Below are 23,150 nucleotides of genomic sequence, written 5' to 3' on the forward strand. Positions count from 1 at the left end.
GTGTCAGCCTCTCGCGTGGAATCCCGCTTGGTGTTCGGTTCCGTCACAGTAGCCAGCAAATAGGTCTGATCGTGTCCTAGTTCGCTTCCTGCTCCGTTTGATTCTTCTCTGCTTGAATCGTCTCGGCTTGATCCATCTCCGTTTGATCCATGGCTGTTTGATTCAACCGTCCATGGCCGTCCGGCACGCCAGGTGCAGGGCCAGGCGCTCGTCCGGATCCGCGAGGTCCACGCTCAGAAGCTGCTGTACGCGGGCGATGCGCGCCGCGACCGTGTTGCGGTGCACGCCGAGGACCGCGGCGGTCTCGGCCGTGGAGGACTCCGCGTCGAGGTACGCGGTGAGGGTGTGCACCAGGTCGCCGGGCTCGCCGGACAGCGGTTCCAGCAGGGAGCGGGCCGCGGGCTGGAAGGTGTCCGTGCGGGTCCAGGCGAGGAGGAGCTGGGCGAGGCCGAGGCGGTCGACGTGGAAGAAGCGGCCGCTCGCCTCCCGGCCCTGCGCGAGCCGTGCGGCGTCGGCCGCCTCGCCGAGGCTGCGGGCGATGCCGGTGGGTCCCGGGTGGGCGCGGCCCACCCCCACGTACGCGTGCAGCACCTCGGGCAGGCGGCGCTGTACGCGGCGCACGGCGGCGGCGTGCCGCTCGATGTCGCGGGTCGACGGCTCCTGGTCGGTGCTGGTCCAGGCGGACCAGCCGTCGCCCTGCTCGACGACCTGGGCGCCGAGCCGCTCCGCCGCGAACGCGTCGGTGACCTCGGCGCGCAGGCCCGCCACGTCCACATCGGGTCCGGTGCCGATGCGGATGCCCGTGTGCCAGCCGTCCAGGCGCCAGCCGAACTCGACCGCGTGCCGGCGCACCGCGTCCGGGATCTCGCCGCCCGCCGGGCGCAGCAACTCGCCGAGCAGGGAGGTGCGGTGGCGGGCGCTGCGTTCCAGGTCGAGGCGGCGCAGCGCGAGACGTTCCCGTACGGCGCCCGACGCCACCTCCAGGGCGGCCGCCACCGCGTCGGCCTCGGGGGCGAGTCGGGCGGGCAGGCGCACGACGAGGCGGGGCGGGACGCGTTCGGTGCCGACGGGGTGGGTGAGGAGGCGGGCGCCGCTGGGGAGGTCGAGCGGGCGGGGGAGCGGCGGCCCTGCCAACTGCCGTGCCACCGTGTCCTGCTCGGCGGGCGCCACGGTCGCCGGGTCGCCCGCCAAGTGCCGGGCGTCCGCGGTGAGCAGGGCGACCGGGCGGTGCAGCAGCGCGCCCAGATCGGTGAGGAGCGCGTCCACGGTCTCGTCCGCGCGGGCACACACCCGCGCGGTGCGCAGGGTCGACTCGGCGCGCAGCAGCCCCGGTTCGGCGGTCATCCGCTCCAGGGCGAGGTACGCGGCCAGCGGGTCGGGGGAGCCGAGGACGGGCAGCCGCAGCCGCTCGGCGAGCAGCGTCGACGACATGCGGAGCGCCGTCACCCCCGGGACCAGCAGCGCCGCGACACCCGCGCCGTGCGCACGGCGCAGCAGCGCGTCGAGCCGCCAGTCGCCGCGGTCCGCGCCGCCGAGCAGGACGAGGAGCCTGCCGGTGGGTTCCTCGGGGAGCGGGTGTGCCAAGTCCTGTGCCGCCACGGGGTGTTGGATGCTCCGGGTGTCCTCGGGGCCCGCGAGGAGGGTGACGTCGTGCCACGTGGGGTGGGCGAGCATGGCGGAGAGGGGGATGCCGGCGGAGGAACCACTTCGGGCCGTGCTGGTCATGTCGTGGCCGCCTCGAATCCGACGACCCCCGCGTCCAGGCCGAACGCCCGGGGCGAGACGTACGGCTCCGTGTCAGGACGCCGCCAGAATTCGGGCCCTGGCAGGGTCGCCGCGATGACCTCCTGGCCGGGGCGCACCCGGTCGATGGCCACGGGGAGCGCCGTGCGACGGTCCAGGAGGCAGATGACGTCGGGGACGGTCGCCGCGAGCTCGCCGTCGCGCAGGGCGAGCAGGATCTCGTTCTCCGTCTCCAGGCGGACGACCGCGCCGGAGGCGGCGTCCGTGACCGTGACACTGCCGCGCCCGAATCCGGGGCCCCCGCTGCGCGCGACCTCCCGGATCCGGCCCGCCGCGAGTACTCGGCAGCCGAGCGCGGCCTCCACGGCGTCCCTGTCCGGGCGGTGCGGAAGCTCGGCGTGCGCGCGGCCCAGGGCCAGGGCGCGGGTGAGGGAGCCGTGGACGCAGGCGTCGCGCACCGCGCTCAGCCGCACCGGGGCGAGCGCGAGTGCGGCCCAGCCGCCCGCCGCCGTGAGGAATCCGCGCACCGTGCGTTCCAGGCCGCGCGCGTCCGTTCGGTCCACGACCAGGATCTGGCCGCCCGGTTCGGCCAGCGCGCACGGGGTGACCGGGAGGCCGCGCACCGCCCAGCTGAGCTGGTCGAGGCGGGGGAGGGCGCGGCCCATCAGGTCGACGTCGACGACGGGGAGGCGGAGGTCGAGTGCGGCCAGCAGCACGGTGAGGGCGTTGGGGCCGCCCGCCTCCACGGCCATCAGGGCGTCGGGGGCGGGGCTGCCGGTCCAGCGGGTCACCGCGGTGATCGCCTCGCGGAACTCCTGGCCGTTCGGGAGCTTCTCGCTCAGTACGTTCACCGCGCCCACGACGCCGACCGGGGCGATGACGGGGTCGTGGGCGCCGGCCTCGTGCCAGGTGACCGTGCCGGTCTCGCCCAGTGAGTGGCGCAGCATCGACGCGAAGGCTGCCGCGTCCCCGCCTCCGCCGCAGCCGAGTACGTTCACGCCTGTGACCAGGGCGGGGACGTCTTCGGCGGTGATGGTGTGGGGCACGCCCCTGATTCTCGCAGCGGGCCACTGGGCGTGCGCGGGCAGCACCGTGGTTACGGTTGCGGGGCTCTGCCCCGGACCCCGCTGCTCAATCGCCGCAGGGGCTTGAAATGGGCACCCGCCGCCGAAGCTCGAAGTTTCGAACCCGCCGCAGGGGCTTGATTTGCGCACCCGCCGCTGGGGCGCGATGTCAGGCTCCGGGGCGCAGGCTCAAGACAGCTCCAGTGTCTCCTCCACCGGACGGAATTCGTACGGGAGGCCGAAGCAGGAGGGGCCGAAGACGGACAGGGCCTCCGGGGTGCGCATGATGGCCGGTGCGGCGATGCCGATCACCGTGACCCGCTGGCCGTAGCGGAGCGCCTCCGTGGTGATGGGTTCGCCCGTGTCCGCCTCCAGGACGCACACCAGGTCGGGGACCACGCAGATCGGCTCGCCGTCGCGGAGCGCCGCCAAGTGCTCGTTCTGGAACCGGAGTTCGAGATCCGAGTCGCCCTCGAACGCCGCGAACGTGGCGCGGCCCCGCGCGAAGCCGCCCTCGGTGCGGCGCTCCACATCGGTCACCTTGCCGTGGAACAGCACCCGCAGGTGACCGTAGATCGTGCCGCCCACCGCTTCGCCGAGCGCCTCCACCGGGTCCCGGTGTGCCTCGCGCGCCTCACGGACCGCCCGGCCGAGGGACAGTGCGAGGGTCAGTGTGCGCGGCACCGCGGTGCGCTTGAGCTGCTCCCCGGTCATCGAGTACTCGGCTATCGAGGCGCCGCCACCGAGCCCGACCGTGACGCGGCGGGCCAGGTCCTCCAGGCGCTTGGTGTCCTTGCCGGTGTCGAACACGCAGGTCTCGCCGTGTTCGCCGGCCATCGCGAGCGGCGAGGCCGGGATCCCGTAGACGTGGAAGGTCTCCATCTGGAGTTCGGGGAAGGCGCGCCCCATGCCGTCCGCGTCGACGACAGGGAGGCCCGTGCGGGCCGCGACGATCAGCGGGATCAGCGAGTTGCTGCCGCCGCACTCGATGGGCATCGTCGCGTCGGCCTTGCGTCCCGTGAACGTCTCCAGGGCGCGCAGCGCGGCCACCGGCTCGTCTGCACCGGGCAGCTTCTCGACCATCACGGTGGGCGCGCCCATGTTCGCGACCGGGATGACGAACGCGTCGTCGGCGACCTCGTCGGGGTCGAGGACGGTCACCGGGCCGTACTCGCGCATCGCCTCGCGGACGAGGAGGCGGCCGATGGTCGGGTCGCCGCCGCCTCCGGTGCCGAGGATCGCGGCGCCGCGCGCCAGGTCGTCCAGCTGCTCGAGGCCCAGGGTCCAGCTCATGTGCTCGTTCTCTCCTTACGTGGGTGGGGCGCGGGGCTCAGTCGACCTGTTGCAGGTCGCCCACGGCCTTGCAGCGGATGCGGGTGGCGTTGCCCGGCAGGTAGGGGACGGGGACCTCGTCGAACTCGACGATGCGGACCCCGGACGGGTTCGCGCCCGCGGCGACGGCCCGGTCGACCGCCTCCTGCCGGGCCTCGTCGAGCACGGTCTCGCGGCGCCCCGCGTCGATCGCGTAGACCCGGTCGACCTCGCCGCCGACCTGCGCGATGGCCGCGCCGATCGCGTTCGCGACCGCGAAGTGGTCGGGCCGGTGGACCGTTCCGGAGCCCGGCAGGGTGTCAGGGAGGAGGACCGAACCGCCGCCCACCGCGACCACCGGCAGAGGCTCGGGCGAGGTCCGCATCGACTCCACCGCGCGGGCGATGTCGGCGGCGATCGTGTCGAGCGCCTCCTTCACCAGGCGCGCGTCGAGATGGGCGACGGCCGAGCGGTCACCGATGTCGGTGAGCCCCGCCGCGACCGCGACATCGGTGGCGGTCAGCGTGGAGCCGCCGAACACGAGGGCCTCGTCGGTGAGCCGGTAGCCGACCGAACGCGGGCCGACCGTGACCCGGCCGCCGTCCTCGACGACCAGCGAACCGCCGCCGATGCCGATGCTGTGCACATCCGGCATACGGAAGTTGGTGCGCACCCCCGCCACGTCCACGGCCGTCCCCGCCTCGCGCGGGAAACCCTGCGCCAGGACGCCGACGTCGCTGGTGGTGCCGCCGACGTCGACGACCGCGCAGGTGTCGAGACCGGACAGCACCGCGGCGCCGCGCATCGAGTTCGTCGGGCCCGAGGCGAAGGTGGCGACCGGGTAGCGGCGCGCGTACTCCAGGTCCATCAGCGTGCCGTCGTTCTGGCTCAGATACAGCGGCGCGGTGATGCCGAATCCGGCGACCGCCCCGGCAAGACCGTCGACGATCCCGGCGGCCAGCTCACGCAGCGCCGCGTTCACCGCCGTCGCGTTCTCCCGCTCCAGGAGGCCGATGCGGCCGATCTCGTGGGACAGCGAGAGCGCCACGTCCGGGCCCAGCTCGGCGCGCAGGATCTCCGCCGCGCGCACCTCGAACTCGTCGCTGACCGGCGAGAACACCGAGGAGATCGCCACCGACCTGATGCCGTGGGCGGCCATGTCGGCGGCGTGCCGGCGCAGCTCGTCCTCGTCCAGGTCGGCGATCTTCCGCCCGTCGAACTCGTGCCCGCCGTGCGCCAGGTACGGCCGTCCGGCGACGGCCCGCGTCAGGCGCTCCGGCCAGTCCACGAACGGGGGCAGCGCGGACGTCGCGGGCAGGCCGAGGCGGAGCGCCGCCGTCGGGGCGAGGCCGCGGGCCTCGACGAGCGCGTTGAGGAAGTGGGTGGTGCCGATCATCACGGCGCCGACCGCCGCCGGGTCGAAGGCGTGCTGCGCGCGCAGCGCCTCGAGCGCGGACACGATGCCGGACGTGACGTCCTGGCTGGTCGCGGCCTTGGTGGTGGCGAGCACCCGCGATCCTTCGAGCAGGACGGCGTCGGTGTTGGTGCCGCCGACATCGATTCCGATACGCACGGAACTCTCTCCTTAGCGGGAGGCGCCGCTGGAGGCGGCGGGGACGTGAGGGGCGGGGGAGTCGGGGGAGTCGCCGCTCGCGACGCCCGGGGTCTCATCGGACACCGGAGCACCGGCTCCCATGTCGCGGGACACACCGACGCCGCGCACGAGGCCGAGCCGGCCCAGCACGATGTAGGCGACGAACGCGAAGACGACCGAGTTGATGCTGGGCAGGCCCCAGTCGAGGAATTCACCGACGCAGAAGGCGAGCACCCACACGACGAGCGTCGCCGGGACCCAGGTCGGCGCGGTCGCGGGCAGCGTGCCCGAGGACCGCGAGGCCTCCAGGTCGCCGCGCCACCGCTTGACCACGAAGTACTCGGCGATCATCACAGCGGCGATGGGCGGGAAGGCGACGCCGAGCAGCGTCAGGAAGTCGGCGAACCGGTCGAGGATGCCGGCCGCCGCGAGCAGGCTGCCGATGACACCGAGCAGGACGGTGACGGTGGCGCGGTTGACCTTGCGGCCGAAGACCGACTCGATGAAGTTCACGACGCCGAGGCCGGAGCTGTACAGATTCCAGTCGTTGATCTTCAGCGCGCCCATGATGACGACGAGCGTGCCGACCCAGCCCACCGAGGACACGGCGATCGCGGTCACGTCGGCGGACCGGGTGGCGTGCGCGAGGAGCACTCCGGCGAGCCCGACCACGTACTCACCGAGCGAGATGCCCACCACGGTCTGCTTGACGACATCGGCGGTGGACCGGTTGAAGCGGGTCATGTCCGGCGTGATGATCGCGCCCGCGATCGCGCCGCCCGCCACGAGCGTCGTGCCCTGGACGAGGGAGAGCTGCGGCCCCGGCGGTGCGGAGGCGACGAGGTGCCCGATGTCGAAGCGGGCCAGCTCGTGCACCGTGGACCAGCCCACGAGCAGCAGGAACGCGGGCACGGTGACGTACGCGGCCCAGTTCATGGAGCCGAAGCCCCACAGCACGACGGCCGTCACACCGAGCCCGAACAGGACCGACCACACGGGCGCGGGGAACACCCCGACGAGCCCGGCGAGCGCGTCGGCCGATATCGCCGACTGGATGCCGAACCAGCCGATGAGGCTCAGCGCGATCGCGAGCCCGATCAGCGAGGACCCGACGCGCCCGAACCCGGTCCAGCGTGCGAGCACGGACGTCGGAAGCCCCTCCCGTACGCCGATGATCCCCACGAAGATCGAGAGCACCTCGACGATCACCGAGCCGAGGGTGAGCGCCCAGAACGCCGTCCAGAAGTCCATCCCGAAGCCCAGCGTCGCGCCGAGCACGAACTGGCTGAGCCCGGAGATCTGCCCGAACCGCTGCAGGGCTACGGACCACCAGCTGTATCGGGCGGTGGTGGGCACTCTGGTCAGGGCGTGGTCGTCCACCCCGACGGCGCGTGCGGCGGCCATCGAACCTCCAAGCGACTGCGGTTGCCCGCACGCTACGGCGGCCGCCGGAGGGGTGGGGTGGGCGCAGTGCCCGGTGGGACGGAGGTGGCTGTGCAGAGTGCACGGGGAGCAGGGTCAGGGGCGGCGCCCCGTGAAGCCCACGATGCGGTCCATCAGCGGTGCGTCGGTGGGTGTCTCGACCGGCGGTCCCCACAGCTCCGGCAGTGGCGCCGCCGTCACGAAGCCGCTGACGTGGTCGTGGCAGGCGCGCAGGGTCTCCTCGGGCAGGTCGAAGGGCTGTCCTGTGGCCTTGGCGAGGTCCCAGCCGTGCACCACCATCTCGGTGAGCGCCACCTTCCCCCACGTCTCGTTCGGCAGCGTGAACCCCGGCCCGTCCGAATCGCCCTGCCAGGCCTCGGGGTCGTCCCAGGCGTCGCCGAGCGCCCGCACGCTCTTCGCCGTGCTCTCCCGCCGGTCGCCCGGCTCCTCGGGCAGGGGCGTTTCCTTGCGGGCGAAGCCGGTGAAGGCCCGTGCCGCCTCGTCGACGTGGGCGATGAGCTCGCGCACGGAGTACTCGGAGCAGGGGGTGGGCAGGGTCAGCTGATCGTCGCTCACGCCGGTCAGTACATCGGTCATCCGGCCGCAGGCCGGCTTCAGGTCGATCACGGTAAGTCCTCCTCGGGTGGCATGCCGTGGTGATACTGGTGCAGACCGCTCCCAGGCCCCGAACTCATCGGTGCGCCCGGCGTGTTGTGTGTGAAGCTGAGGACATGGATCACACGCATGGCGAACTCCGCGACAGGCTGCAGACCGACCGCCCGCACTCCGCCCGGGTGTGGAACTACCTTCTGGGCGGCAAGGACAATTACCCCGTCGACAGCGAGGTGGGCGAGGCCATCCTCGCCACGTTCCCCGAGTTCGCCACCGTCGCGCGGCTCCAGCGGCAGTTCCTCGTGCGCGCGGTGCGGTACCTGGCGGGCGAGGCGGGCATCCGGCAGTTCCTCGACGTCGGCACCGGCCTCCCCACGGCCGACAACACGCACGAGGTGGCCCAGCGCATCGCCCCGGACAGCCGGATCGTGTACGTGGACAACGACCCGCTGGTCCTGACCCACGCGCGGGCCCTTCTCACCAGCACCCCCGAGGGGGCCTGCGCCTATCTGGACGCCGATGTGCGGGACCCGGAGCGGATCCTTGCCCAGGCGCGCGAGACCCTGGACTTCGACCGGCCGATCGGGCTGACCCTGCTCAGCATCATGGGGCAGCTGTCCGACGAGGACCGCCCCGCGGAGGTGGTGACCACGCTGCTGGACGCGCTGCCGCCCGGCAGTTACCTGGCCCTGACCGACGGCACGAACAACAATGACGCGCTGAACACGGCGGTCGCCGGCTACAACCAGCAGTCGGTGCACACCTATCACCTGCGGTCACCGGAGCGGATCGCCGCGTTCTTCGACGGCCTCGACCTCGTCGAACCGGGAGTCGTCAACACGTCGGCCTGGCGCCCGGAGCCCGACGCCCAGCGGCCCGAGGCGTCGGCGGTCGAGGCGGCGGTGTGCGGGGTCGGGCGCAAGGCGTGAGGACGCCGTGGAGGCGGGGCGCTACTTGCGCTCCACCTCCACGAAGGCCAGCGGTTCCTGGCCCGCGTTGACGACCTCGTGCTCGCTGCCCGCCGAACGCGCGTAGGAGCGGCCCGAGAACAGCTCGTTGCGCGTGACCGTGCCGTCCGGGGTGATGACATCGGTGTGGCCGTCCGTCACCGGGACCACGACGTAGTCGTACTCGTGCACGTGGCGGCCGGTGCTCTGCCCCGGCTCGAAGTCCCAGCGGGTGACCCGCGTGCGCTCGTCCTCGTGCTGCACGGTGGCGCGGGCGGTGGTGCTCATGTTCACGGCTCTTTCGTCGGGGTGGAACGGTGGCGACGGGGGATCGCCGCAGGTGGCAGGCCAGGGCCCTTCTGACGGATCTTGCTGGAGTCGCGGGGTCTGGCACGCACATCTGCGGCGTTGTCGTCGGTTGCCAACGCTCCGCGTTGACGCCCTCCTCCGCCTTGCAGCTGCACGCACCAGACCCTGTTTGTCGGCGCCGGACATTCACGGCCGCCCGCATCCAGCCTGATCCGTCAGAAGGACCCTAACCGGATCAGACCGCGAAGAGCTGCTCGAGGTCGGCGAAGGCCTTGAACTCCAGGGCGTTGCCCGCCGGGTCGAGGAAGAACATCGTCCACTGCTCGCCCGGTTCGCCCTGGAAGCGCACATAGGGCTCGATCACGAAGTCCGTGCCGGCGGCGGTGAGGCGTTCGGCGAGGCGCCGGAACTCCGGCACCGGGAGCACCAGGCCGAAGTGCGGCACCGGCACCTCGTGCCCGTCGACCGGGTTGGTGCCCGCGACGGCCTCGTCCCCGCCGCGCGGTGTCCCGTCGCCGACCTGATGGGTGACCACTTGGTGGCCCCCGAAGTTCCAGTCGATCCACCGGGTGTCCGAGCGTCCCTCGGCGAAGCCGAGCACCTTGCCGTAGAAGTCGCGGGCGGCCGCGAGGTCGTCGACCGGGATGGCGAGATGGAAGGGTGCGAGCGGCATCGGAAACTCCTTGTGCGGGAGGTGGGTCGGGGCCGAGTGATCCCTGTCCCGGTGGGCGGGCCGGTATGCGTGGGAGCGGTGCGCGGGGTGTTGACCATGGGGTGGGGCGAGCCTATCTTCGCGTCCGGAGTCCCGTTCAGTGTCCGAAATCGCGAACAAATAGCCGCGCGAGGAGCACGACGTGAGCCGCACCGAGAGATCCAACGGATCGTCTTCTTCGCAAGTCACCCCTGGCAGACGGCAGTTCATCGCTGTCGCCGCCACCGGGGTCGCAGCCGCCGCGCTGCCCACCGCCATGGGCACGGCGGCGTATGCGAGCCCGGCCTCCGGTACCGATGCCGCACCCCGAGCCGCGACGGGCGCCGTCGAGCCCTTCCCCCTCGACGCCGTCGCCCTGCTGCCCGGCGTCTTCCGCGACAACCAGGCGCGCAACACCGCCTATCTGCACTTCGTCGACATCGACCGGCTGCTGCACACCTTCAGGAAGAACGTCGGCCTGCCGTCCGACGCCGAGCCGTGCGGCGGCTGGGAGGGGCCCGACGTAGAGCTGCGCGGCCACAGCACCGGACATCTGCTGTCCGGGCTCGCGCTGACGTACGCCAACACCGGCGACACCGGCGCCCGTGACAAGGGACGCAAGCTGGTCGCCGCACTCGCGGAGTGTCAGGAGGCCTCGCCGAAGGCGGGCTTCGGCAAGGGGTATCTGTCCGCGTTCCCGGAGAGCTTTTTCGACCGGCTCGAAGCCGGGTCCGGGGTCTGGGCGCCGTACTACACCATCCACAAGATCATGGCGGGGCTCGTCGACCAGCACCGTCTCGCCGGGAGCGAGCAGGCCCTCGACGTGGTGCTGCGGCAGGCGGCCTGGGTGGACAAGCGGACCGGGGCGCTGAGCCACGACCAGATGCAGCGGGTGCTCCAGACCGAGTTCGGCGGCATGAACGACGTGTTCGCCGATCTGCACGAGATCACCGGTGACAGCAACTGGCTGAAGGTCGCCGAACGGTTCACCCACGACGTCGTCTTCGACCCGCTCGCGAAGAACGAGGACAAGCTCGCCGGGCTGCACGCCAACACGCAGATACCCAAGATGGTGGGTGCCCTGCGCCTGTGGGAGGAGGGCCTCGACGACCGCTACCGCACCATCGCCGAGAACTTCTGGCAGATCGTCACCGACCACCACACGTACGTCATCGGCGGCAACAGCAACGGCGAGGCCTTCCACGAGCCGGACGCCATCGCCGCCCAGCTCTCCAACGGCTGCTGCGAGAACTGCAACAGCTACAACATGCTGAAGCTGACCCGCCTGATGCACTTCCACGCGCCGCACCGCGTCGACCTGCTCGACTACTACGAGCGCACCCTCTTCAACCAGATGCTCGGCGAACAGGACCCCGACTCCGCGCACGGCTTCAACATCTACTACACCGGCCTCGCGCCGGGCTCGTACAAACAGCAGCCCTCCTTCATGGGCGAGGACCCCAAGGCCTACTCCACCGACTACGACAACTTCTCCTGCGACCACGGCAGCGGGATGGAGACGCACGCGAAGTTCGCCGAGACCGTCTTCTCGCACGACGACGAGCGGCTCCTGGTGAACCTGTTCGTACCGGCGGAGGTGAAGTGGAAGGCGAAGGGGGTGAGTTGGCGGCAGACGACCGGCTTCCCCGACAAGGCCTCCACCACGCTCACCGTCACGGCAGGCACCGCCGAGCACGAACTGCGGGTGCGGATCCCGTCCTGGACGAAGGGGGCGCGCGTCACGCTCAACGGCCGGGCCCTCGGCGACCGTCCCAAGGCGGGCAGCTGGTTCGCGCTGCGCCGCCGCTGGAAGGCCGGTGACCGGATCGAGGTCACCCTCCCCATGCGGCTCGTCATCGAGCCGACGCCCGACGACCCGGACGTACAGGCCGTGTTGTACGGGCCGGTGGTGCTCGCCGGGCAGTACGGCGACCGGGGCGCGATGCGGATGCCCCGGCTCGACCCGAAGTCGGTGAAGCAGACGGCCGCCGCGCCGATGAGATTCACGGCGCGGGCCGACGATGAGAACGTCACCCTCCTGCCCATCGCCCGCACCCACCACGTGTACTACACGGCCTACTGGTTGACGGGCGAACCGCCGCCCCCGCCACCGGAGTTCGCCGCCTGGCACCGCTTCGACGAGACCTCCGGAACGACCGCCGCCGACGCGACGGGCAACGGCAAGACCGCCCAGTTGGTGGCCGGCGCGACCTGGACGACCGGCGGGAAGACCGGCGGCGCCGTCGCCCTCAACGGGTCCGACGGCTACGTGAAGTTGGCCGACGACATGCTGGCCGGCGCGACCGCGTACTCGGTGGCGACCTGGGTGAAGCTCGACGGGACGCCCGAGACGTGGACACGCGTATTCGACATCGGCAGCGGGGCCTCCGCCAACCTGTTCCTGACACCACGCTCCGACGCCGACACCCTGCGGTTCGCGATCACCGCCGGCGGCGCAGGGGCGGAGGAGCGCATCGACGTCGACCAACTCCCCACCGACACCTGGGTGCACGTGGCGCTGACGTACGGGAACGGCACGGCCGTGCTGTACGTCGACGGCGAGGAGAAGGGCCGCAACGAACATGTCACCGCGCAGCCGGACATGTTCGGCAACCACATCCGCGCCGGATACCTCGGCAAGTCCCAGTACGCCGACCCGTATCTGAAGGGCGCGCTCGACGACCTCCGGGTGTACGGGAAGACGCTGACGGCCGCGGAGGTGGCCGAACTGGCCGGGGCCTGAGGACCGCGGGGCGGGTGGGGGCACGCCGATCCCCACCCGCCCCGCTCCACCGTCAGCGCAGCGCGGCCGGCTCCTCGTCCGGGGTGTCCGCGGCTCCCGGCCGGGGCGCGGGCACCGACACCAGCGGCGGCTCCGTGGCACACGGCCGGGACCGGGCGAGCGCGCTCAGGCCGAAGGTGAGCAGGGCGTTCAACACCACTGTGACGAGGCCCGCGTTGACCCCGCCGAGGTCGGGCTCGACCACGTACAGGACCAGGGAGGCGGCGACACCCGCGATCATGCCGGTCGCCACCGCCCACGCCCGCACCCGCCGGAAGAACAGCAGGGCGAACCAGCCCGGGATCAGCTGGCCCAGCAGGTAGTACGTCAGGTTGAGCACGGTCAGCATCAGCGACGACGCCGTCAGTGTCAGCACGGCGGCCGCCACCAGGAACACCGCGACGGCCAGCGTCGTCCACCGCCGCTGGGCCTCCGGGCGCAGGTTCGGCGCGAGGTTGCGGGAGACGATGCCACCGATCGACAGCGCCGTCACCGCGAGGACCAGCACCCCGGAGAGGCCCGCGCCGCCCGCGACCACACCCACCAGCCAGTTCGGCAGCACATCACGCACGACCTCCATGAACACCGTGTTGGGATCGGCGACATGCTTGCCGGCCGTGTACGCGAAGTAGGCCGTGGCCACCAGGAACGGGTACATCAGCATGTACGACGGCATCCACACCGTCGAGGACTTGATGGCCCGCTCGGAGCGTGCGGTGAAGATGTAGCCCGCGGAGAAGCCCAGATAGAAGGTGACCGCCTGGAAGACGATGGTGGTCAGCGCGAACACCATCGGGCTGCCCGACATGGTGACCTGCGCGCGCGGCACGGCCGCCGGATCCGTGACCGCCTCGATGCCACCGCCCGCGACGAGCGCGGCGACACCCGCGGCCACCACACCCAGCACCATGAGCCCGTCCTTGAGGATGGACACGAACGCCGGGGACCGCACCCCGGACACGGCGACGTACAGGAACGCCATCACGCCCGCGAGGATCACCGCCTGCACCGGCGTGATCGGCAGCCCGAGCGCCGTAAGGACCACCTGCATGCCGATGAACTGGTACTGGCCCCACGGCACCAGGGCCACCAACAGGGCCAGCGCCGTGATGAGTTCGAGGCCGCGGCTGCGGAAGTGGCGGCCGAACACGTCGGGGATGGTCATCGCGTCGTAGCGCACCCCGGCCCTCCAGATCAGCGGAGCCACGTAATAGCCGAGCGGATAGGCCAGCAGGATGTAGCCGAGGAACCAGACGCCGTAGCTGGCGCCCTTGGCGTAGATCCCGGCCGGGAAACCGATCATCGTGCCGATGCTGTACACCTCGCCGACCGCGAGGAAGTACAGCAGCCACGGCGGGAACGAACGGCCGCCGACCAAGTACTCGCTGATGGACACCTTGCGGATGCCGCGCCGGGCGCTGAACGCCACGAGGACCGAGAGCACCATGATGACGAAGAAGACCGTGGCGATCATCGGGACACCTCTTCCGAGGAGTTCGGTGTGTCCTCGGGGTAGTGCTTCCGGTCCATCCGCCACGCCAGCTTCAGACACAGGGTGGTCAGCGGGAAGCAGGCGAACACCCACAGGAACAGCAGCGGGATGCCCGCCACGTACACGTCCGTGTTCGCGAGCAGCGGCATGACCACGAGGAGCGCGAACGAGGGGACACCGAGGCCCAGCCAGAGGCTGCGGGGGAGACGGCGTGTGGGCTCGGTCGGTGGTGAACTCATCGCGCGCCTCCGGGAGTTCGTTCCCAGACGACGTCGCCGCCGATGACCGTCGCCTCGACCGTCAGATCGCGCAGGCTGAGCTCGCCGCCGGCAGTCGGGTCCTCGGACAGGACCGTGACATCGGCCAGCTTGCCCGGCTCCAGGGTTCCCTTGCGGTCCTCCTCGAAGGCCAGCTTGGCCGCCTCGCTGGTGTAGGCGCGCAGCGCGGTCTCCGCGTCGACCCGCTGCTCGGGGCCGAGTTGGTGGCCGTCGTGGGTCATCCGGTCGACCGCACACCACATGCCCTCGAGCGGCGGCACCGGGACCACGGGTGTGTCCGAGTGCAGGCCGAAGGTGACGCCGTGACGGCGGGCCGAGGCCAACGGGTCGATGCGGGCCGCCCGTTCGGGGCCGAGGAAGCGGTCGCGGTGCCGGTCGCCCCAGTAGTAGACGTGCTTGACGAAGAACGAGGCGTGCACACCGGCCCGAGCCATGTCCGCGAGCTGCCGCTCACCCGCCATCTGGCAGTGCTCGATGCGGTGGCGCCGGTCCGCGGACTCCGGGTCCAGGCCCAGCTTCTGGTACGCGTCGAGGATGGCCTGGATCGCGCCGTCGCCGTTGCCGTGCACGGCGACCTGCCAGCCCGCCTCGTGCAGCGTCGCGATCCGCCGGGACAGGTCGTCCGGCGGGAAGATCAGCAGCCCGTGCTTGTCCGGGGCGCACGCGTAGCCGTCCGAGACACACCCCGTCAGGCCCTGGATCGAGCCGTCCGCCCACATCTTGACGCCGGCCACCCGGAACTCGTCGTCCCCGAGCCCCGCGACGGCCGACTCCACGGGGCTGAGCCGCCCCTGTGCCAGCTCCGGGAACAGGTCCTGCACCAGGTACGCCTGGATCCGGTTGCGCAGCCGACCGGTGAGCCGGGCCCTGCGGTAGGCGTCGAGTTCGCCGGGGCCGCCTTGGAGGCCGAGTCCCGTGTCGTGAACCGTGGTGACACCCGCCGCCAGATACGCGTCACCGGCCCGCCCGATCGCGTCGGCCAGGTCGTCCACGCCGGGCTTCGGCATGCCCGCGTACGCGGCGAACGCGGCGGTCTCCGCGAGCACACCGGTCGGCTCGCCCTTCGCGTCGCGGACGATGACACCCCCGACCGGGTCGGGGGTGTCCCGGTTGATGCCCAGGCGCCCGAGGGCCGCCGAGTTGAGCACGCAGAAGTGGCCCGAGATGTGCTGCAGACACACCGGATGATGCGGCGAGACCGGGTCCAGATCGGCGCGCGTGGGGTGCCGGTCGTCGGCCAGGAGCGTGTCGTCGTAGCGGTAGCCGCGGATCCACTCGCCCCGCTCGGTGTGCCCGGCGGCCTGCTCGACGCGGGCCACGATGTCCGCGATCCGGTCGTTCGGCGGACTGCCCGCGTCGACCTCCGCGGCGAGGGTCAGGCCGAAGAACGTGGGGTGGTTGTGGGTCTCGATGAACCCCGGCACGGCGCACCGGCCGCTCAGATCGCGCAGCGTGGTGGCGGGACCGGCGAGGGTGAGGATGTCGGCGTCCGAACCGACGGCGAGCACCTTGCCGTCGCGGGCGGCCAGCGCCGTGCCGGTGTGCCCGGCGCGGTCCAGGGTGCGCACGGTGCCGCCGTGCAGGATCGTGTCGGCGGCGTGCAGGGGATCGGCGGGGCGGGGGAGGAGGCTCGGCACGGATGATCACCACCAGGGGAGAGGGACGGAGGGCGGGGCGCCCGCACCGACCGCGGGCGCCCCGGACGTGCTCGTACAGCGATCGGACGTACAGCGATCAGACGTAGTCCTGGTACTTGTCGAGGTGCCTGACCGGCTTCGACAGGGCGTCGCGGCGGAACGGGTCGCCCAGCTCACGGGTCGTCATGACCTCGATGACCGTGGTGCGCCCCTCGTCCATCTGCGCCGCGACCGCCTTGCTCAGCGCCGGGCCGACGTCCTCGAGCCGGTCCACGATCACGCCGTCGGCGCCCATCGCGCGGGCGATCCCGGCGAACGACTCGCTCTCCAACTCGCCCGCGACGAACCGGCGGTCGTAGAAATCGACCTGGTTCTTCTTCTCGGCGCCCCACTGCCGGTTGTGGAAGACCACCGCGGTCACCGGGATGTCGTGCCGCACCGCTGTCATGATCTCGCCCATGCTCATGCCCCAGGCGCCGTCGCCCGCGTAGGCGACCGCCGGGCGCTCGGGCGCGGCCAGTTTGGCGCCGATGATCGTCGGCAGCGCGTAGCCGCAGTTGCCGAAGGACATCGGGGCGAAGAAGGACCGCGGCTCCTCGAAACGGAGATAGCTGTGCGCGATCGAGTTGATGTTGCCGATGTCGGTGGAGACCATCACCCGCTCCGGCAGCGCCTTCTCCAGCTCGCGCAGCACCTGACGCGGGTGCAGCCAGGAGCCGTCCTCGCCGTCCTGCTCGGCGATCATGTCGAGGCTGTACGCGTCCGTCTCGTGGATCCAGCCGTCCAGCTCCTTCTCCCAGGCGTCCTTCTCCGCGTGGATGGTCGCCGAACGCCGGGCGCGGGTCCCCTCGCAGACGAGGTCACGGCCGTCGAGCCGGTGCACGAGGGACTGCGCCGCGGCGCCCGCGTCCCCGCAGATCCCGACCTCGATCTTCTTGACGAGGCCCAGCATGCGATGGTCCGCGTCGATCTGGATGATCTTGGCGTTCTTGGGCCAGTACTCCATGCCGTACTGCGGCAGCGTGCCGAACGGGCCGAGCCGGGTGCCGAGCGCGACCACCACATCGGACTGCGCGAGCAGCTTCATGCCCGCCTTGGAACCCTGATAGCCGAGCGGTCCGCACCACAGCGGGTGACTCGCGGGGAACGAGTCGTTGTGCTGGTACGAGTTGACGACCGGCGCGCCGAGCCGCTCGGCCAGCGCCTTCGCCTGCTCGACCGCGTCGCCCATGACGACACCGCCACCGGAGATGATCACCGGGAACTCGGCCTCGGCGAGCAGCCGCGCCGCCTCCTCCAGGCTGCGCTCACCGCCAGGGCCCCGGTCGAGGCGGGACGGGCGCGGGATCTCGGCCTCGATGTCGCCGTAGAAGTGGTCGCGCGGGATGTTGAGCTGCGTCGGACCCATCTCGCTCATCGCCCGGTCGAAGGCGCGGCCCGTCAGCTCCGCCATCCGGCGCGGATTGTTCACGTGCGCCTGGTACTTGGTGAACTCCTCGAACATCGGGAGCTGATTGGTCTCCTGGAAGCCACCGAGCCCCATGCCCATCGTGCCCGCCTCGGGCGTGACGACGACAACGGGGGAGTGTGCCCAGTAGGCCGCCGCGATCGCGGTGACGCAGTTGGAGATCCCCGGACCGTTCTGGCCGATCACCACGCCGTGCCGGCCACTGGCCCGCGCGTAGCCGTCCGCCATGTGGCCCGCGCCCTGCTCGTGCACGACCGGGATCAGCTGGATGCCGGCCGGCGCGAAGATGTCCATCGCGTCCATGAAGGCCGAGCCCATGATGCCGAAGATGTCCTTGACGCCGTGCGAGACCAGGGTCTCCACGAACGACTCGGAAGGGGTCATCCGTTGCACGCCGGCGGCCACCTGACGGCCGTCCTCGGTCGTGAACTGGGGTTGGGGCGCACTGCTGGTCATGGAGTTTCCACCCTTCGACGTGCTGTCGGTGCTGGTGCGGGGTGGCGCATGTTCAGTGGGGGCGAGCAGGTTCCGGGATCCGGTACGCGGTGTTCCCAAAAGCGGGACACGTCGAGGACCGTAGAGCGGGCATCTCGGCAGCGTCAACCGTGCGTACCGAAATCCGGGACGTGCTGCTACGTTCGGGGGCCTGTTCAGGGGTCTGTTCAGTGGCCTGGTCGGAGAGTCGCCAACTGGCCATCGGTGAGGGAGAGTTGAGGATGGTGCACATGGAGGACGGAACCCCGGCCCTGCGCCTGTTCGCCCTGCTGGAACACATCGCCCGCACCGACCGCCTGGTCACCCTGACCGAGCTGGTTGCCGAGACCGGCCTGCCCAAGCCCACCGTGCACCGGATGCTGCAGCAGCTGGAGGGCGCGGGGCTCCTCGACCGACAGGGCGACGGCCGCCGCTACGGCGCGGGCGGCCGGCTGCGCACCTTCGCGGAGGACCTGCTCAGCCACGGCGCCCACCACGCGGCCCGGCATGCCGTCCTTCGCCACCTCGTCGACGAGATCGGCGAGACCTGCAACCTGACCGCGCCGGCCGGGCCGGAGGTCGTCTACCTCGACCGCGTCGAGACCCCCGAGCCGCTGCGTTTCGCCCTGCGGCCCGGCTCCCGCGTCCCGGTGCACTGCAGCGCGAGCGGAAAGCTGATCCTCGCGTTCCTGCCCGCCGCCCAGCGCCGCAAGATCCTCACCGCGGCCCCGCTGAAGGCGTTCACCGCGCGCACCCGCACCGACCCCGACGCCCTGGAGGTCGAGCTCGACCAGGTGCGCAGGGATGGATTCGCCCTGGACGACGAGGAGTTCCTGCCCGGCCTCGTGTGCGCCGCCGTGCCCGTGCCCCGCGAGCCGGACGGTGACCCGGCCGGATCGCGGGTGCGTCAGTGCGTCGCCCTCCAGGCGCCCGCCGTACGGGTCAGTGTGGAGCGGGCCGTCGAACTGGTGCCAATGCTGCGGCAGGCGGCCGAACGCATCGCCCGGGTCGAGGCGGACTGAAGGTCACTGCGCCGGCAGCAACTCCCGTACGACGGCGCCGAGGATCGCGATCCCGGGCTCGATGACCTCCGCCCGTGGCGCCGCGAAGCCGACCCGGAAGTGCCGCAGCGCATCGAGGTCCGGGCCCGCCAGGAATTCCGGGCCCGCCAGGAAGAAGATGTCACCCCGCTCGATCAGCACGCCGCGCTCGCGTGCCCGCCGCACCAGCTCCCGGCAGTCGAGCCCCTCCGGCCCCGACATCCACAGGCTGACCCCGCCCGGTGCCGGTGAACTCGCCCACGGCAGCGACGCGTTCGCCGCGTCCCGCATGAGCCGCCACTTCGTTCCGAGGCGCGCCCGGCTGCGCCGTACGGCCAACTGGTAGTCACCCGATTCGATCAGCAGGCCCAGCGCCCGTTGCAGATGACCGGAGGGGTGGCGCACCGAGTAGCGACGCAACTCCCGCAGGTGTGCGACGAGTTCGGTCGACCCGACGAGATAGCCCAGCCTGAGGCCCGGCGCGAGGAACTTGGAGAACGTGCCCAGGTACACCACCTGCCCCGTGGTGTCCTGCGACTTGAGCGCGGGCGTGGGACTGCCCTCGTAGCGGAACTCGCTGTCGTAGTCGTCCTCCACGACGACCGTGCCCGCCTCCCTGGCCGCCGCGAGCAGCGTCTGCCGTCGCCCCGGCCCCAACGTCACATTGGTCGGGTGATGGTGACTGGGTGTCACATGCAGCAGGTCGACGCCGCGCAGGGTGTCCGGCGGGCGCAGTCCGTCCGCGTCGACGGGCAGGGGGTGCAGCCGGGCCCCGGCCCGCAGGAAGATGTGCCGTGCGTCCAGGTACCCGGGGTCCTCCACGGCAGCCACGGAGCCGGGCCCGAGCAGCGCCCGCCCCAGCAGGTCAAGGCCCTGCTGCGAGCCGATGGTGATCAGCACCTCGGACGCCTCCGCCGCCATGCCGCGTGCGGGCAGCAGGTGGGAGCGGACCATCTCCACCAGCAGCGGATCGTCGTCGGCCACGCAGTCCTGCAACGACCAGGCGGCGTGCGGCCGGTCGAGTGCCCGGTTCAGCGAGCGCACCCAGGCCCGCGCCGGGAAGGCCCGCGGATCGACCTGCCCGGCGGGGAACGGGTACGGGTAGCGCGCCCAGTCGTGATGCTTCTCGATGTGCGGAAGCCGGTCCCCTTCGCGGCCGCGCAGCCGCCCCGACCAGTCGAAGGCGTGCTCCTGCGGAGGCGCCGGCTCCGGCTCGGTACGAGGCGGCATCCGCGGATTGACGAACAGGCCCGAACGGGCCCTGCTCTCCACGAAGCCTTCCGCCACCAGCTCCTGATAGGCCGCGGTGACCGTGTTCCGTGACACGCCCAACTCCTGGGCCAGGAGCCGCGAGGACGGCAGCCGGCCGCCCGCGTCGAGCCGCCCCGACGCGATCCCGTGCTCGATGGCCTGCCGCACCTGCCGGTACAGCGGCTCCCCGCGGCCCCGCTCGATCTCGATCAACGTACGCGGCACGTACCGCCTCCGTCTCGCCGTCGGCCTGGCACCATCAGCGTGCACGCAACTGGACCTGTTGCGGTCGCCGTCTCGTTCGGCACGGTAGCCGTGGTGGCCCCGGCGCACGAGAGTGCACGGCCGACGCCGCCTTCCACGCAGGCTCTGTCCCGACGTCGCAGCCTCCACCCCAACTCGTGTCGAGCGCGCCAACCCACGCCTGTCGCACCGCGTCCGCGCCGCATTCCGGGCCGGGCCAGAGGGGAGTCGAACCGTGAGGATCGGTATTCCGCGGGAAGTGAAGAACAACGAGTTCCGCGTCGCCCTGACCCCCGCAGGGGTCCACGAACTGACCGCACACGGCCACACCGTCACCGTCGAGTCCGGCGCGGGAACCGGCTCCGCGCTGCCCGACGCCGACTACGCAGCGGCCGGCGCCCGGGTCCTGCCGGGGGCCGACGACGTGTGGGCCGGGGCCGACCTGGTCCTGAAGGTGAAGGAGCCGGTGGCAGAGGAGTACCACCGGCTCCGCCCCGACCAGGTGCTGTTCACCTACCTCCACCTCGCCGCGTCCCGTGCCTGCACGCAAGCGCTGCTCGACGCCGGAACCACCGGTGTGGCCTACGAGACGGTGCAGGCGGCGGACGGCTCGCTGCCGCTGCTCTTCCCGATGTCCGAGGTCGCGGGCCGGCTCGCGCCGCAGGTCGGGGCGTACCACCTGATGCGCGGCGGGGGCGGGCGCGGCGTCTTGACCGGAGGCGTGTCCGGCACCCGCCCGGCCCGCGTCGTCGTCATCGGCGCCGGAGTGGCGGGCATGAACGCGGTCGCCGTGGCCACCGGCATGTGGGCGGACGTCGTGCTGCTCGACACCGACGTGAACAAGCTGCGCGCCGCCGACCGGATGTACCAGGGCCGCATCACCACACTCGCCTCGAACCGCCTCGCCCTTGAACACGCAGTCCTCGATGCCGACTTGGTGATCGGAGCCGTCCTCGTCCCCGGTGCCAAGGCACCCCGCCTCGTGAGCAACGACCTTGTCGCGCGTATGAAGCCGGGCGCCGTCCTCGTCGACATCTCCGTCGACCAGGGCGGCTGCTTCGAGGACACCCGGCCCACCACCCACGCCGACCCCGTGTACCCGGTCCACGACACCCTCTTCTACTGCGTCGCCAACATGCCCGGCGCCGTCCCGCACACCTCCACCCACGCCCTCACCAACGTGACGCTGCCCTACGTCCAGGCCATCGCCGACCACGGTCTGCGCGCGGCCGCGGCGGCCGACCCGGCGCTGAAGCGGGGCATCAACACGCTCGGCGGGCGGCTCACCTACCGACCGGTGGCCGAGGCCCACGACATGAAGCACGTGGACGTGGACCAAGCCCTGCTGTGAACACGAACGCGAACGTGACATGAACGTGAACGTGACCGCGAAGGAGCGCACCGTGCCCCAGGACCCCACCCTGCGTGCCAAGGCCCAGCGTCACCTCGGCCCGCACTTCACCCGCAAGGACAGCTGGTACGACAACCCGCCGCCGGTCTACGTCCGCGGCGACGGCTGCCACCTCTACGACGACGAGGGCAGGCGCCACCTCGACGGCCTCTCCGGACTGTTCTGCGTGAACATCGGCCACGGCCGCGCCGATGTGGTGGCCGCGGGCGCCAAGCAGATGGAGACCCTCGCGTACTCCACCAACTGGGGCGCGGCCCACCCGCCCGCCATCGAGGCGGCGAGCCTGGTCGCCGAACTCGCGCCGGGCGACCTGGACGTGACGTACTTCGTCAACTCCGGTTCGGAGGCGGTCGAGACGGCGATCAAGTTCGCACGCCAGTACCACCGTTCGCAGGGACAGCCTGAACGTACGAAGATCATCAGCCGGTCGATGGCCTACCACGGTGTCACCCTGGGCGCCCTGTCCGTCACCGGCCTCCCCAAGATCAGGGAACCCTTCGGGCCGCTGCTCCCGGGCATCCGTCACGTCCCCAACACCCTTGGATTCACCGGCGATTGCGGACCAGCAGCGGAACTCGACTGCGTCCGCGCGATAGAGCGGGCCATCGCCGAGGAGGGCCCGGAGACGGTCGCCGCGGTCTTCGCCGAACCCGTGCAGAACGGCCGCGGCGCCCTGGTCCCCCCGGACGGCTACTGGCGCGAACTGCGCCGCATCTGCGACGAGCACGGCATCCTGCTCGTCGCCGACGAGGTCATCTGCTCCTTCGGCCGGCTCGGCCACTGGTTCGGCAGCGCGGCCGAGGGCGTCGTCCCCGACCTGATCACCTTCGCCAAGGGAGCCACCTCGGGCTACGCCCCGCTCGGCGGCGCCATCGTCCGCGAGCCCCTGGTGCGCGGACTGTACGACTCGCCGCTCGGCGGCACCTTTACCCACGGCGCGACCTGGGGTGGGCACCCGGTGTCCACGGCCGTCGCGGTCGCCAACATCGGCGCGATGCGGGACGAGGACATCCCCGGCAACGTGCGGGACCTCGGCCCGGTCCTGCGGGCCGGACTCGACGAGGTCGCGGCACGCCACCCGGTCGTCGCCGACGTCCGCGGCACCGGCTTCTTCTACGCGGTCGAATTCACGGCCGACCGGGAAAGCGGCCGGGAGCTGACCGAGGAGCAGTCGACGCGGATCCTGCGCGAGGTGCTGCCGGACGCGATGCGCCGCACCGGCGTGATCCTGCGGCCCGACGACCGCGGCGCGACGATGCTGATGGTGGCTCCGCCGCTGGTCGCGGACCGGGCGGTACTCGGCGAGCTGCTGGAAGGCGTCGACGAGATGGTGGCTTCGGTCGCCCGCGCCGTGGCCTGAGACGTCGTTCGTTTCGACCGT

18 protein-coding genes are annotated in these 23,150 nt (G+C 71.6%); 5 read left to right on the top strand and 13 right to left on the bottom strand.

Annotated elements, in window-relative coordinates; all coding sequences use genetic code 11:
- Positions 1 to 162: 162 nt before the first annotated feature.
- The 6 genes from OG746_RS44605 to OG746_RS44630 form a co-directional block, all read right to left on the bottom strand.
- Positions 163 to 1,725: a PucR family transcriptional regulator gene (locus tag OG746_RS44605; protein WP_266725237.1), complete on the bottom strand. Its 1,563-nt coding sequence runs from the start codon at positions 1,723 to 1,725 to the stop codon at positions 163 to 165.
- Entirely contained in the window at positions 1,722 to 2,789 is a 1,068-nt protein-coding gene (locus OG746_RS44610; protein ID WP_266725239.1) for a DUF917 domain-containing protein, read from the bottom strand. The genes OG746_RS44605 and OG746_RS44610 overlap by 4 nt, the downstream gene beginning before the upstream one ends.
- Before the next feature lie 207 nt (positions 2,790 to 2,996).
- Positions 2,997 to 4,100, bottom strand: a complete 1,104-nt coding sequence (locus tag OG746_RS44615) for an S-methyl thiohydantoin desulfurase family protein (protein ID WP_266725241.1) — start codon at positions 4,098 to 4,100, stop codon at positions 2,997 to 2,999.
- 37 nt (positions 4,101 to 4,137) lie between these two features.
- A complete protein-coding gene (locus OG746_RS44620; protein ID WP_266725243.1) occupies positions 4,138 to 5,691 on the bottom strand; it encodes a hydantoinase/oxoprolinase N-terminal domain-containing protein in 1,554 nt (517 codons plus the stop codon).
- Positions 5,692 to 5,703: 12 nt separating this feature from the next.
- Positions 5,704 to 7,116, bottom strand: a complete 1,413-nt coding sequence (locus OG746_RS44625; RefSeq protein WP_266725245.1) for a purine-cytosine permease family protein — start codon at positions 7,114 to 7,116, stop codon at positions 5,704 to 5,706.
- Positions 7,117 to 7,230: 114 nt separating this feature from the next.
- Positions 7,231 to 7,761: a TIGR03086 family metal-binding protein gene (locus tag OG746_RS44630; protein ID WP_266725246.1), complete on the bottom strand. Its 531-nt coding sequence runs from the start codon at positions 7,759 to 7,761 to the stop codon at positions 7,231 to 7,233.
- Positions 7,762 to 7,865: 104 nt separating this feature from the next.
- Here OG746_RS44630 and OG746_RS44635 point away from each other — a divergent pair, with 104 nt between their 5' ends.
- The gene (locus tag OG746_RS44635; protein WP_266725247.1) at positions 7,866 to 8,675 is read left to right on the top strand and encodes an SAM-dependent methyltransferase; all 810 of its coding nucleotides are present in this window, start codon (positions 7,866 to 7,868) and stop codon (positions 8,673 to 8,675) included.
- 21 nt (positions 8,676 to 8,696) lie between these two features.
- Here OG746_RS44635 and OG746_RS44640 read toward each other — a convergent pair whose 3' ends face one another.
- Together OG746_RS44640 and OG746_RS44645 are read right to left on the bottom strand one after the other, a co-directional pair.
- Positions 8,697 to 8,981: a cupin domain-containing protein gene (locus tag OG746_RS44640; RefSeq protein ID WP_266725248.1), complete on the bottom strand. Its 285-nt coding sequence runs from the start codon at positions 8,979 to 8,981 to the stop codon at positions 8,697 to 8,699.
- A 256-nt stretch (positions 8,982 to 9,237) separates the two neighbouring features.
- Positions 9,238 to 9,675 (bottom strand): VOC family protein, encoded by a 438-nt coding sequence (locus tag OG746_RS44645; RefSeq protein WP_266725249.1) that lies wholly within the window; start codon positions 9,673 to 9,675, stop codon positions 9,238 to 9,240.
- A gap of 181 nt (positions 9,676 to 9,856) precedes the next feature.
- On the opposite strand from OG746_RS44645, the gene OG746_RS44650 reads away from it, so the two are divergent.
- On the top strand, positions 9,857 to 12,436 hold the full coding sequence (locus OG746_RS44650) for a beta-L-arabinofuranosidase domain-containing protein (RefSeq protein ID WP_266725250.1): 2,580 nt from the start codon (positions 9,857 to 9,859) through the stop codon (positions 12,434 to 12,436).
- Positions 12,437 to 12,488: 52 nt separating this feature from the next.
- On the opposite strand, the gene OG746_RS44655 is transcribed toward OG746_RS44650, so the two are convergent.
- The 4 genes from OG746_RS44655 to xsc all read right to left on the bottom strand — a co-directional run bounded on the left by OG746_RS44655 (position 12,489) and on the right by xsc (position 17,806).
- Positions 12,489 to 13,949 carry a sodium:solute symporter family protein gene (locus OG746_RS44655; protein ID WP_266725252.1) on the bottom strand — a complete coding sequence of 487 codons (1,461 nt, stop codon included), beginning with the start codon at positions 13,947 to 13,949 and terminating at the stop codon, positions 12,489 to 12,491.
- Entirely contained in the window at positions 13,946 to 14,206 is a 261-nt protein-coding gene (locus OG746_RS44660) for a DUF3311 domain-containing protein (protein WP_266725254.1), read from the bottom strand. The genes OG746_RS44655 and OG746_RS44660 overlap by 4 nt, the downstream gene beginning before the upstream one ends.
- Positions 14,203 to 15,882, bottom strand: a complete 1,680-nt coding sequence (locus OG746_RS44665; protein WP_266725255.1) for an amidohydrolase — start codon at positions 15,880 to 15,882, stop codon at positions 14,203 to 14,205. The genes OG746_RS44660 and OG746_RS44665 overlap by 4 nt, the downstream gene beginning before the upstream one ends.
- Positions 15,883 to 15,979: 97 nt before the next feature.
- Positions 15,980 to 17,806: a sulfoacetaldehyde acetyltransferase gene (gene xsc / locus OG746_RS44670; protein WP_266725257.1), complete on the bottom strand. Its 1,827-nt coding sequence runs from the start codon at positions 17,804 to 17,806 to the stop codon at positions 15,980 to 15,982.
- A gap of 269 nt (positions 17,807 to 18,075) precedes the next feature.
- Between xsc and OG746_RS44675 the strand changes: the two genes are divergently transcribed.
- Positions 18,076 to 18,846, top strand: coding sequence for an IclR family transcriptional regulator (locus OG746_RS44675; RefSeq protein ID WP_266725259.1), 771 nt, complete (start codon positions 18,076 to 18,078; stop codon positions 18,844 to 18,846).
- A gap of 3 nt (positions 18,847 to 18,849) precedes the next feature.
- Here the strand turns inward: OG746_RS44675 and pdxR are convergent, their stop codons facing one another.
- Positions 18,850 to 20,340 carry a MocR-like pyridoxine biosynthesis transcription factor PdxR gene (gene pdxR / locus OG746_RS44680; protein ID WP_266725261.1) on the bottom strand — a complete coding sequence of 497 codons (1,491 nt, stop codon included), beginning with the start codon at positions 20,338 to 20,340 and terminating at the stop codon, positions 18,850 to 18,852.
- Positions 20,341 to 20,593: 253 nt separating this feature from the next.
- Here pdxR and ald point away from each other — a divergent pair, with 253 nt between their 5' ends.
- Both ald and OG746_RS44690 read left to right on the top strand, forming a co-directional pair.
- Positions 20,594 to 21,709: an alanine dehydrogenase gene (gene ald / locus OG746_RS44685; protein ID WP_266725263.1), complete on the top strand. Its 1,116-nt coding sequence runs from the start codon at positions 20,594 to 20,596 to the stop codon at positions 21,707 to 21,709.
- Between the two features lie 19 nt (positions 21,710 to 21,728).
- A complete protein-coding gene (locus OG746_RS44690; protein WP_266725265.1) occupies positions 21,729 to 23,129 on the top strand; it encodes an aspartate aminotransferase family protein in 1,401 nt (466 codons plus the stop codon).
- The last annotated feature ends 21 nt before the right edge of the window (positions 23,130 to 23,150 follow it).

Origin of the sequence: Streptomyces sp. NBC_01016 (genome assembly GCF_026341035.1) — a bacterium.
In the GTDB taxonomy this organism is placed as follows: Bacteria; Actinomycetota; Actinomycetes; order Streptomycetales; family Streptomycetaceae; genus Streptomyces.

Coding starts and splice junctions, on each gene's coding strand:
- OG746_RS44605 (WP_266725237.1), bottom strand. CDS start 1,725: ATGACCAGCACGGCCCGAAGTGGTTCCTCCGCCGGCATCCCCCTCTCC.
- OG746_RS44615 (WP_266725241.1), bottom strand. CDS start 4,100: ATGAGCTGGACCCTGGGCCTCGAGCAGCTGGACGACCTGGCGCGCGGC.
- OG746_RS44625 (WP_266725245.1), bottom strand. CDS start 7,116: ATGGCCGCCGCACGCGCCGTCGGGGTGGACGACCACGCCCTGACCAGA.
- OG746_RS44635 (WP_266725247.1), top strand. CDS start 7,866: ATGGATCACACGCATGGCGAACTCCGCGACAGGCTGCAGACCGACCGC.
- OG746_RS44640 (WP_266725248.1), bottom strand. CDS start 8,981: ATGAGCACCACCGCCCGCGCCACCGTGCAGCACGAGGACGAGCGCACG.
- OG746_RS44645 (WP_266725249.1), bottom strand. CDS start 9,675: ATGCCGCTCGCACCCTTCCATCTCGCCATCCCGGTCGACGACCTCGCG.
- OG746_RS44655 (WP_266725252.1), bottom strand. CDS start 13,949: ATGATCGCCACGGTCTTCTTCGTCATCATGGTGCTCTCGGTCCTCGTG.
- OG746_RS44660 (WP_266725254.1), bottom strand. CDS start 14,206: ATGAGTTCACCACCGACCGAGCCCACACGCCGTCTCCCCCGCAGCCTC.
- xsc (WP_266725257.1), bottom strand. CDS start 17,806: ATGACCAGCAGTGCGCCCCAACCCCAGTTCACGACCGAGGACGGCCGT.
- OG746_RS44675 (WP_266725259.1), top strand. CDS start 18,076: ATGGAGGACGGAACCCCGGCCCTGCGCCTGTTCGCCCTGCTGGAACAC.
- OG746_RS44690 (WP_266725265.1), top strand. CDS start 21,729: ATGAACGTGAACGTGACCGCGAAGGAGCGCACCGTGCCCCAGGACCCC.